Source organism: Parabacteroides sp. KHUB-01 (assembly GCF_056640935.1).
This window is the reverse complement of the sequence record NZ_CM153256.1, coordinates 3,620,612-3,632,545: the sequence shown is the minus strand read 5'-3', so window position 1 is coordinate 3,632,545 and position 11,934 is coordinate 3,620,612. Positions and strand designations below refer to the sequence as shown.

At 37.7% G+C, this 11,934-nt stretch carries 7 protein-coding genes; 4 read left to right on the top strand and 3 right to left on the bottom strand.

All coding sequences use genetic code 11. From position 1 onward, the window contains the following. Nucleotides 1-147: 147 nt before the first annotated feature. The 4 genes from ACYIAR_RS15375 to ybaK all read left to right on the top strand — a co-directional run bounded on the left by ACYIAR_RS15375 (nt 148) and on the right by ybaK (nt 5,122). Nucleotides 148-1,050 carry a substrate-binding domain-containing protein gene (locus ACYIAR_RS15375; protein WP_480330899.1) on the top strand — a complete coding sequence of 301 codons (903 nt, stop codon included), beginning with the start codon at nt 148-150 and terminating at the stop codon, nt 1,048-1,050. 3 nt (nt 1,051-1,053) lie between these two features. Continuing rightward, nucleotides 1,054-2,445: an ATP-binding cassette domain-containing protein gene (locus ACYIAR_RS15370; RefSeq protein ID WP_480330896.1), complete on the top strand. Its 1,392-nt coding sequence runs from the start codon at nt 1,054-1,056 to the stop codon at nt 2,443-2,445. A 65-nt stretch (nt 2,446-2,510) separates the two neighbouring features. Then, nucleotides 2,511-4,643 (top strand): Tex family protein, encoded by a 2,133-nt coding sequence (locus ACYIAR_RS15365; RefSeq protein ID WP_480330894.1) that lies wholly within the window; start codon nt 2,511-2,513, stop codon nt 4,641-4,643. Beyond that, nucleotides 4,640-5,122 carry a Cys-tRNA(Pro) deacylase gene (gene ybaK, locus ACYIAR_RS15360; protein WP_480330892.1) on the top strand — a complete coding sequence of 161 codons (483 nt, stop codon included), beginning with the start codon at nt 4,640-4,642 and terminating at the stop codon, nt 5,120-5,122. Before ACYIAR_RS15365 ends, ybaK begins: the two co-directional genes overlap by 4 nt. Before the next feature lie 175 nt (nt 5,123-5,297). Here the strand turns inward: ybaK and ACYIAR_RS15355 are convergent, their stop codons facing one another. The 3 genes from ACYIAR_RS15355 to ACYIAR_RS15345 all read right to left on the bottom strand — a co-directional run bounded on the left by ACYIAR_RS15355 (nt 5,298) and on the right by ACYIAR_RS15345 (nt 11,924). Beyond that, nucleotides 5,298-7,238: a RagB/SusD family nutrient uptake outer membrane protein gene (locus ACYIAR_RS15355; protein WP_480330890.1), complete on the bottom strand. Its 1,941-nt coding sequence runs from the start codon at nt 7,236-7,238 to the stop codon at nt 5,298-5,300. Between the two features lie 12 nt (nt 7,239-7,250). Beyond that, complete coding sequence (locus tag ACYIAR_RS15350) at nt 7,251-10,379, bottom strand: SusC/RagA family TonB-linked outer membrane protein (RefSeq protein WP_480330888.1); 3,129 nt, start codon at nt 10,377-10,379, stop codon at nt 7,251-7,253. A 411-nt stretch (nt 10,380-10,790) separates the two neighbouring features. After that, the gene (locus ACYIAR_RS15345; RefSeq protein ID WP_480330886.1) at nt 10,791-11,924 is read right to left on the bottom strand and encodes a PDDEXK nuclease domain-containing protein; all 1,134 of its coding nucleotides are present in this window, start codon (nt 11,922-11,924) and stop codon (nt 10,791-10,793) included. Nucleotides 11,925-11,934: the final 10 nt, after the last annotated feature.

Genomic DNA, 11,934 nt, shown 5'->3' with positions numbered 1-11,934 from the left:
TATTAGATTTAAGGTTAACAAAATTGGTTAGGGGTTGTCGTGAGACAGCCTTTAATTGTTTATAGACACGTGGTTTGTTTTTATAATCACATTCCACGTGTTTTTTTGTCTAATAAATAAAGCTAGAATAACATCCGAATATAGTATATGAAATATTTTCTCCCGATATTAATATTCCTGATAACATCCTGCAAACACATTACAAAAGAAAACGACAATTCAGAAATAAGTGTAGCTGTGCTCCGCGGCCCGTCTGCATTAGCTTTTGCCGAATGGGCAGATAATCCACCTGTAATAGATGGAGACACTTTCCATATCAGATGGATTGATTCTCCGGAAATAATGCAGTCACTGCTGATAAAACAGGAAGTGGATATAGCTGTGTTGCCTATGATAAATGCGGCGAATTTGTATAATAAAAATCTGCCATATCATTTGTCAGGTTGCCCAATTTGGGGAACTTTATATGCAGTAAGCCGTGACAGTCTGAAAGCTCCTGTATATGTTTTCGGCCGTGGCACAACTCCTGAAATTCTCGCAAAACAATCATTGACAAATTTCAAGGACGAAGATTTCAGATTTACATTTTCATCAGCCGGCGAACTTACTCAAGCATTGTTGTCGGGAAGAGTAAATTCTGCTGTTCTTAGCGAGCCTTTCATCTCAATTGCGATGAATAAGGACAAAAGTCTGGAAATAGTAGCAGATTTGAACTGTAGGAAAGATAAGTCTTCGTATGGTTTCCCTCAGACTGCAATTGTATGTCATAAGGAATTAAGTAACAAAAGAGAAATCATAGATTCTCTGTTGACAATAAGCTGCAATTCAACAGCCAAGTTTCCGGAAAAGGCAATTAAAACTCTGGAAAAAGAGAAAGTTTTTGCAAAAAATACGCTTGACAGTAATTCTGTGATACGATGCTGTATCAGTTACAAGCCGGCATCACAGATAAAGGATGAAGTTAATTCATTTCTGGAATTAATATATAAATATGAGCCCAAAGCATTGGGAAGTAAAATGCCGGACAATAAATTCTTTATAGAGGAATAACAGATGAAAAAGAAAATTCTATCAATCATTTCCATTATATCGATGTTGCTGATATGGCAAGTAATTGCTTGTATTGTCGGCAATCAGCAAATTGTTCCGCCCATAACAGATTTGATAAAAACATTGATAAGTATTCCGGGAAATTCAGATTTTCTGCTTTCAATTGCATATACATGTTTGAGAATGGCAGCCGGACTTGTCTCGGCTTTAGTTCTGGCCATTATCATTTCATACTTGATGGCAAAAAAGGAATGGATAAGGATTATAATGAATCCATGGATTGTGACGATGCGTTCTGTTCCTGTAATATCATTTATACTTTTGGCTCTGATTTTCCTCAATTCCGAAAGTATTCCTTTATTCATTTCGTTTTTGACAATGTTTCCTCTTCTTACGGAAAATTTATATCAAGGAATAAAACATATCAGACCGGGATATAAAACAATGGGCAGAGTTTTTCATCTGTCGCAGACGAACTATATTGCGCACATAATTTATCCGCAGATACAGCCATATCTGTTCAGCGGTATCTCATCAGCAGCCGGTTTCGGATGGCGCGCTATAATAATGGGCGAAGTAATCGCTCAATGTACAAATGGTATCGGAGGAAAAATGAAAGAAGCGCAACTGTTCATCAACACGTCTGAACTTATAGCTTGGACTATAATAGCCATATTCCTTAGCTGGCTTACTGACAAAGGTGTGAAATCATTGTCAGTATGGAAACCTGAGATAAAATTCATTAAAGCAACAAATCCTACTATAAATATTCCGGATTTCCAGCTTCGCAATGAAATCAGGCTAAATAATGTTTCATATTATTTTGGTCCGGATAATATCTCCTTTTCACTTGTAAAAGGACATACATATATGTTGTCTGCACCTTCGGGAGCAGGAAAAACTACGTGTCTGAAACTTATTGATGGAACCTTCAAGCCGGCTAAAGGAAGTATCGAAGGAATGCCGGAATATGTATCGTCTGTTTTCCAGGAACAGGAAATACTGACACATCTCACAGCAAAAGATAACATTACTCTTCCTCTATCTTCATTTTATTGCAAGAATAAAGCGATGGAAATTGCCGACAAATTTCTGAAAGCAATGGAGATAGAAGAACTTGCAGGACGATATCCATCAGAACTCAGTTACGGTCAGCTGCAACGAGTTTCATTGGCACGTGCTCTTGCCTATCCGGCTCCTCTCCTGCTTATGGACGAACCGTTCCGAGGACTCGACAAGGAACTTCTGCAGCGTATTATCGGAATAATAAAGAATTTGCAAAATGAAAGAGGACAAACGATATTATTCTCTTCTCACAACGAGGAGGAAGCGGATTTGATGAAAGCGAAAATAGTAATTATAAGGGGACAAGGGAACGAGGGGACAAGGAGTTAAGGAGAAATAGATTTTTCCTGATGCCTTGTCAACTTGTTAACTTGTCAACTCAAAAACTCAAACATATGACAACTGAATTTTACCCGCTTATTTCCCAGGCTCTCCAAATACCTGAGAAACAAGTAGAACATACAATAACACTTTTGGAAGAAGGGGCAACAATCCCTTTCATCAGCCGATACAGGAAAGAAATGACCGGTGGACTTGATGAAGTCCAAATCGGAAACATAAAACAGCAGTTGGACAAACTGACGGAACTAAAGAAAAGAAAGGATTTCATCATATCATCAATTGAAGAACAGGGAATGATGAGTGATGAACTGAAGCAACGCATACTTTCTTCTTGGGATTCTACTGTAATTGAAGATATTTATCTGCCTTATAAACCCAAAAGAATGACTAAGGCAGAAGTTGCCCGTAAACGTGGATTGGAACCTCTTGCAAAAATCCTTATGGCACAGAATGAGGCAACTCCATTGCGACGGGCACAGATGTTCGTCAAAGGTGAAGTAAAAACTCCAGAAGATGCTTTACAAGGGGCACGTGATATAATTGCAGAATGGATTAATGAGAATGAAAATGCACGCAACACCGTGCGCCTGTCGTTCAAGCACTCAGCCGTAATTACCTCAAAAGTTATCAAAGGAAAAGAGGATGAAGGCGAGAAATACAGAGATTATTTCGATTTCAGCGAACCATTATACAGATGTTCATCCCATCGTATATTGGCATTACGACGCGGTGAAGCAGAAGGTATTCTCAGAGTAAGTATAAGTCCGGATATGGATGACTGCCGCAAACGACTTGAAAGAAGATTCATAAAAGGTTATAGTGAATCATCCGAGCAAGTTGCCATTGCCTTGGCTGATTCTCTGAAAAGATTGCTAAAACCAGGAATAGAAACAGAATATGCCAAAATAAGCAAAGACAAAGCCGACGGAGAAGCAATCCGTGTATTTGCCGAGAATTTACGCCAATTGCTTCTGGCTCCTCCTTTAGGACAAAAGCGAGTGCTTGGGATTGATCCGGGTTTCAGAACAGGCTGCAAAATTGTATGTCTGGACTCTCAGGGAAATTTGCTGCACAACGAAGCAATTTTCCCTCATCCGCCAAAGAATGAGAAAGGAAAAGCTGCAGCAAAAGTTGCCCAACTAGTAAGTACTTACAATATCGAAGCAATTGCAATCGGCAATGGTACAGCGAGTCGTGAAACCGAAGAATTCATAACAAACATAAGATTCGACCGCAAACTGCAAATTTTCGTTGTAAGTGAAAACGGAGCATCAATATATTCTGCATCAAAAATTGCACGAGAAGAATTTCCTGAATATGACGTAACCGTTCGCGGTGCTGTCAGTATCGGACGAAGACTGATGGACCCACTTGCAGAACTGGTAAAGATCGACCCGAAAAGTATTGGTGTGGGTCAATATCAGCATGATGTGGACCAGACTGCATTGAAGAAAAGTCTGGATCAGACTGTGGAGAGTTGTGTAAACCAGGTTGGAGTAAATGTTAATACTGCAAGCAAACATCTGCTTACCTACATTTCAGGCCTTGGCCCTACATTAGCACAAAACATCGTAAACTACAGAGCTGAACACGGACCATTCCGCTCCCGTAAAGAACTTATGAATGTTCCAAGAATGGGAGCCAAAGCATTTGAACAATGCGCAGGATTCTTGCGTATTCAGAACGGAGACAACCCTTTGGATAATTCCGCTGTTCATCCGGAAAGTTACCCGATAGTAGAAACTATGGCAAAAGACCTCGGTTGCTCTGTTGAAGAACTGATAAAGAACAAAGACAAAAAGAAACTTCTCAAACTGGAGAATTATCAGACCAGTAAAATCGGAATGCCGACACTGCTCGACATAATGCAGGAACTGGACAAACCCGGCCGTGATCCACGCCGCCAAATTGAAGTGTTTACTTTTGATCCAACGGTTAAAAGCATTGAAGATTTGCGCGAAGGACAAATTCTTCCAGGAATAATAACCAACATAACAAACTTTGGATGTTTTGTTGATGTCGGTATCAAGGAAAACGGATTGGTTCATGTGTCAGAACTTGCAGACAGATTTGTTTCTGACCCGTCAGAGGTTGTATCTTTGCATCAGCAAGTAATGGTTAAAGTAATAAGCGTAGATAAATCTAGAAAGAGAGTGCAACTCTCAATGAAAGGAGTAAATATATGAAAGAGAAAATAAACAAAACAAATGTTGCTCGTTTGCTGGACAAGGCAAAAGTCGCATACACATTAGTTCCATATGAAGTGGACGAGAACGACCTTAGTGCCGTTCATGTTGCTGCCCAACTTGGAGAAGATGTCGCACAAGTTTTCAAAACTCTCGTTCTGCATGGAGACAAAAGCGGATATTTCGTTTGTGTTATCCCGGGAGCTGATGAAGTGAATCTGAAAAAGGCAGCTAAAATATCCGGTAATAAAAACTGTGAAATGATTCCTGTAAAAGAATTACTTCCTCTGACCGGCTATATCCGTGGCGGTTGCTCTCCTATCGGAATGAAAAAGCACTTCCCAACTTACATACATCATACAGCTGAAAACTTTGAACACATATATGTAAGTGCCGGACAAAGAGGGCTTCAGGTAAAACTATCACCTAAAGACTTAATTAAGGAGTCAAGGGCAGAAGTTTGTGATTTGGTTTTGTAGAAAGGAAACGAGTTGACAAGTTGACAAGGCTTCAGAAAAAAGCTTCTTAACTACTTAACTTCTTAACTCCTAATTTTCAATTCTCAATTTTCAATTTAACAACCTTGTCAACTAAAAAAAGAGACCGCCTCACCACGAGGCAGTCTCTTCTGTCAATCCAAAGTCAATTATTCATTTATTCCATTCCCTGATTCTGAACCATAGCCGGATTTCTATTTATTTCATCTCGTTTAATTGGAGCGAAATACAATTTATTGTTCCATTTTCTAGTTTCTCTATAAGTTAAATCCGTTACAAAATATTGGTAGTCCCAAATTTCCGGATTTTGTACATAAGGAGCACTCGCTGTCTTACCAGGTTTCAATCTTGCAACCACAGCAATACCAGTTAATGGTTTAGACATCATTTCAGGCGCAATCATCCAACGGCGAATATCATAATATCTTGAATCTTCATAAGATAACTCTGAACGACGTTCTAATCTTAAGAATTCTCTCAAATTACTTTGATTAAATGCAAGATTTCTGATATTCAATGTAGCCTTTGTATCAGGACGTCCAATTCTGTTTCGTAAAGCATCTAAATATGAAACGGCTTCATCAAGACGATTCAATTCTATGCAAGATTCAGCTGCAATAAGATACATTTCCGCTAAGCGAATAAATGGATACGGGCATGTTTGAAACATTGACTCTGATGCTTCAAACGAAGTATCAATCAATTTCTTCTCCAAATATCCAGTAAATGAACCATTCCAATCCTCAACAGAAGATCTACGTGTGTCAACACCATTCACTCCAGTAAATGAAATAGTCTTTATCGGATTACCTGTTGCATCAAAAGCTACTTGTGCATCAACAGGACCACCTCCAGAAGATAATTCATAAAATCCCATCTGTAATGTTCCCATTGGAGTCGGGTCAAATGCCTGAGAATCTGATGGACGAGGACGACCCCATTCTGCACCATCATAACCAATTGTTGCATAAAAACGTGGCTCCCTATTCAAAAAAGGATTCATTGTTGTTGTCTCACCAGCTTTAAACATTGAACTATTGATTGAACCGTCTTCCATTTCAAACGACATTACCAAATCATTAGTCGGAGTAACACCAGCCCAATTATGATATCCATTAGGACCATGACATAATGCAACCCTATTCCTAACATTGTTATCAGCATTCTGAGATTTATTTATAAATTGTTTTGTAAAAATCATCTCAGCATTGTTTGTTGTAATAATTGAATGAAAATTATTTGCTATTTCAGCAACACTTCCAGCATTACAATCAACCAAAGAATAAACACCACTGTTGATTACAGCTTTAGCAGACTCTAAAGCTTTTTCATATAATGCTTTTGAATCTCCATCATACTGATTACAAGCCAAAGTATTTACAGTTCGATCTGCATATAATGGACTTGCTAAATGTAAGTACATTCGAGCCTTAAGTGCTATTGCAGCTCCTTTCGTGGCACGTCCCAAATCTGAAGAAGAAACTGTTTCAGGTAACAGTTCTATAGCCTGATCCAAATCTGAAATAATAAAATCCAAACATTCTCTTACTGTATTTCTTGGCATTGAAAGTTTTGAAGCTTCTTCGATTGAATATACTTTATCAACCAATGGAACACCACCAAAACCTCTCACCAATTGAGAATATAAATATGCTCTTAAAAAAAGAGTTTCACCTTTCATCATATTCAGATCATAACCTACTTTTTCAGGAACTCTATCTATATTATTGAGAACAAGATTAGCTCTATAAATTCCCTTATAACAATTCGACCATCTGAACGGGCAAAAATCATTATCATACCATTGAAGATCACTTCCTGAAACAGCAGTTTCATTGATGGCTTTTATACCATAATTATGTGTAAAATACGCATCATCTGTCAAAGCTGTTGTACTTACTTCGTCTGATCCATGACGGATGTATGAATATACATCATTTACTACAGCCTGAACGAGTCCAGCATCAGACCATACGGTTTCTTCATCATACTGGTCTTCCGGAGTTAAGTTCATAAAATCTGAACATGAACTAATCGACACAGACATAGCCAAACCTAAGGCAGCTATCAAATGTATTTTCTTTATAACTTTTTTCATAATAATAAAAAATTAGAACGTAGCTTGAATACCAAAATTAATAATACGTCTCAATGGATATGATTCCAAATTAACATCACGCTGTTCTGGGTCCGCATCTTTAACACCGTCAATACAGAACAAGTTTGTTGCATTTGAATAAATTCTTAACTTAGTTAAGCCTATCTTACTCAAGACTTCATTATTGAATGTATAGCCTAATTCCACATTCTTCAATCGTAAATAATTAGCATTCTTCAAAAAATATGTATTACGGTTAGTTATCCAATACTGATTTTCTCGTTCGTAAGTACGTGGTCCTGTAGCGTCAGGATTTTCTGGTGTCCAACGTTCATCATAATAACTCTTCAAAAAGTTACCAATTGTTCCTGACCAAGTCTGAATATACACCTGACCTCCTGTTGCACCTTGGAACAATGCCATTAAATCCCAACCTTTCCAGTTCAAACCTAAAGTCAAACCTCCAACAAAACGAGGTTCCTGATTTTTATCTAAACGTACACGGTCATCTGCATTAATTACACCATCATTATTAACATCCTTAAAACGAATATCACCTGGTTGTGCTCCTTCCCAATGAGGGTATGAATCAACAGCTTCTTGATCTCTGAATATTCCATCAGCAATATAATACAATTCTGTACCTACAGGCATACCTGTTGACACCTGATATGAAGGAACACCTGGAGTCTCATCCCAGAAAAGTATTTCATTTTTTGCATATGTCATATTGAATGATGCGTAGTATTCAACATCACCTACTTTATCATTCCATCCTAACAACATTTCAAAACCACGATTTTTCATCTTTCCAATATTCTCACGCGGTAATGTTATACCTGTTATTTCTGGAAGAGAAGCATTTCTAGAAATCAACATATTGGTACGTTTATGATAAAATACGTCTGTTTCCAAACTCAAACGATTGTTTAAAAATTTGAAATCCAAACCAACATCATATGTTGTACCAACTTCCCAAGTAATAGCTGTATTTGGTGTTCTTGTAGGATACAAACGTTTATACTCGACACCTCCAAACACACTTCCTGCAGAGCTGAATCCGTAGGTATTAAGATATTGAATAGATCTGTCATAGTTACCGTTAGCATCAAGCAATGCATCATTACCAGTCTGAGATACAGAAGCTCTTAATTTAAAATAATCTATAAATTTGATATTATCTTTCCACCAACCTTCTTCCGATGCTCGCCAAGCAGCTGAAACTCCAGGGAAGAATCCATAACGAGAATCTTTAGGGAATCGATAAGAACCATCAACACGCCATACAAATTCTAACAAATAACGTTCCAAATAGTTATAAGAAAAACGACCGAAATAATTCAAACGAGACTCATTCCATGAATATCCATTAGCTTGTATTCCTTCTTCACCACCAAGATTCAATTCTGGTTTTGAATCAGAAATAAATCCTTTGCGAAATGCATAAGTTTCTTCATAATGTTTTTTCTGCGCCTCGACACCAAATGTTCCGCCAAAAGTATGATCACCAAATGTACGGTTATAATCTACCAACACGTTAGTCATCCAATCTGTTTGCTCAATATGTTTTCGTTCTAACTGAGGTGATTCCAACCAACGCTTTGCACCACTTAAGCCTGAACTATCATAATTTACACCATCCCATGAATAAAGATAAACAGGACGTTCAAATTTATGACGATTTTGGAAATGCACGTCATAAGAAGCATTACCTCTTAAAGACAAACCTTCCACCCAAGGCAATTTTATATTTACAGAAGCATTATTCTGAATATAATAATTTTTATATTGATCTTTTCCTGCCACATCCGTACATGTTACTGCTGGGTTATCACCGCGCTCCAAGTCCGGACCTGGTTCACCTGTAGGCCAAAAGGCTACTTGTGTAGGTTTTCCACGTCTAATACCAGAGAATATACTACCTGCAGACTTTGCCGGATAATTAGTATTCTCTAAACGCGCAGTAGAACCTATTTGGAATGTTACATATTTACTTGTTTTTATATCAAGATTTGTACGAATACTATACTGGTCATAACGGTTTTGAGAATTTTTATACAAACCATCTTCACCATTTGCAGCTAAATTTACATAATATTTAACTATATCTGTACCACCACTTACACCAACGTCAGCACGATAAACTGGTGATGCAGGTTTCAATACAGTATCAAACCAGTCGGTATCAGGATGTCCCCAAGGATCTTCTCCTGTTTGGAACAAGCGTAAATCTTCATCTGACCAAGTTCCCGGATTAATCTCATTAACCATTGTTGCATACTCATAAGCATTTGCCATTTTAGGCAATCTACTCGGCTGAGAAAATCCTGCACTTGCATTAAAAGATACTGTAGGTTTTCCTTCTTTACCTCGTTTTGTAGTGATCAATATTACACCGTTAGCTGCACGTGCACCATAGATTGCTGCTGATGCATCTTTCAAAACAGACATTGATTCTATTTCATTTGGATTCAAACGGTTCATACCACCCCCACGATCAGGTATACCATCAATTACAATCAACGGGTCTTTACTACCCAAAGAGTTTGTACCACGGATACGGATTGTTGTTCCGCCACCTCCAGGTTCATCTGCTGTCTGAAAACCGATTACACCAGGCATACGTCCAACCATTGCATTCGTAAGGTTTGATGTCGGTGATGCTTTCAATTCTTCACCAGAGACACTTGCTACAGAACCAGTTACAGTAACTTTCTTCTGAGTACCATAACCTACAACAACAACTTCATCAAGTTTCTCGGAATCTTCGGTCAATGTAATATTGAAATCTGTTTTTGAACCGATTGGCTGTTCCACAGACTTATAGCCAATATAAGAAATCTGCAATACTCCGTTTGCAGGGACATCCTGAAGAACGAACTTTCCATCAAGGTCTGTAATTATACCTATTGTCGTTCCTTTTACTAGGACATTAGCACCAATAATTGGAATGCCGGAAGCATCAACAATAGTTCCTTTGATTGTTTTAGATTGCTGTGTAACAGTTGATATGTTAACATCATTTGAACTTACCTCTTCTGCGCTTGCTGTATAAGCAGAAAAAGCCGAAACCATAAGACATAAAGTAGATAATTTAGCTACTTTAGCCATCATAGATAATGGTTGAGATTTATTTTTCATACATTTAATTATTAGAATAAGGATTCACTTCTTTTTATCTCAAACAAATTAGTTTGAAAATTATAACCTCTCTTTGTATTTGTTTCATATTCTCCACTTATATCAACAAATAATTATATCAAAATCCAAACTTAGGTTAACAATTTCTAAACTTGACGCAATGTACGCATTTTTTAATTACCAACAAATTTTTACGATATTTTTTACAAAAATAACGCTAAAAATGCAATTATCTTATAATTAAACGGTTATTCGGATTGCTTGAAAATTGGGTAACGAGATAGCAACCGTTCGTATTTCTGAGTTCTTCATTGTTATGCTACAATGTGATAACTCTTGATGCTACAAAGGTACAAAAAGAAATGCAGACGAGAAGAGAATGATAATAATTTTCTTTCGCCTGCATTTCAATTATAGCAATTTTTTCAGTTCTTCAATATCGGGCAATGCTTGTTTCAATTTCTCAGGCATTTCGTCCGAAGTTTTGTATGTTGCAACGCCTAATGGCTTGTCGTAGTCTTGGATTACATACTCAACATACTTTTTATCGGCACTCTTGCATAGAACTATACCGATTGATGGATTTTCATGTGGCTTACGCATTTGGTCGTCCACTAAACGAAGATAGGTGCATAATTGCCCTAAATAAGAAGATTTAAACGCTCCTTTCTTTAATTCAATCACCACGAGTGCGTTCAGCTCTCGGTTAAAGAAAATCAAGTCAGGGAAATGTTCCACCCCGTACACCTCCAATTTGTACTGATTGCCGACAAAAGCAAAGTCTCGTCCAAAAGTGAGAATAAACTTCTTAATGTTGTGTATGATTTTCTGCTCTATGACTCGTTCGTCAATATCTTCTTTGTCTCGCTCTCCAAGTTCCTCTACATTGATAAAATCCAAAAGATATTCATCTTTGAACATTCCAATGGCTTTCAATGACTGTCGGGCATCTGGTATCTTCTGTATGAAGTTATTTGCAATCTCTCCTTGATGATTAAACAAATCATCCTCGATTCTTGCTGACAATACCTCTTTGCTCCATTTATTCGCAAGAGCTTGACGAATGTAGAACAGACGCTCTGCAAGTGTTTTGGTCTTACGAACAATAATCATATGATGTGTGAATCCCAATCCCAAGAATGAAGCAACATCAAAATTCTCTTTTTGAGGGCTTTCGCAAGGAATCAATAACTGCGTATCTATTTCGCTAACCGCAGTTAGCGATTTATCATCCCCTAATCCGCTAACCACAGTTAGCGATTTCAAGTCCTCGCACCAAGTCTCATAGAATTGACGCATAAATTTGATGTTCGCAGCAGAGAATCCACGAAGTCCCGGTAATTCTTTCTGTAATCGTTCGCTAATGGTTTCTATTGCACCTTTGCCCCAAAAACCATTACGGGAGTTTTCTGATACATATTTGCCAATGCCATAATATAACGATAATTGTTCTTTGTTAGCAATGGAAACTGCACGATATTGGCTTTGTAATATCGCCTCTTTGATAATCCTTACGGCTTCGGTATATGCTTGTATATTGTTCATATGCATAGAT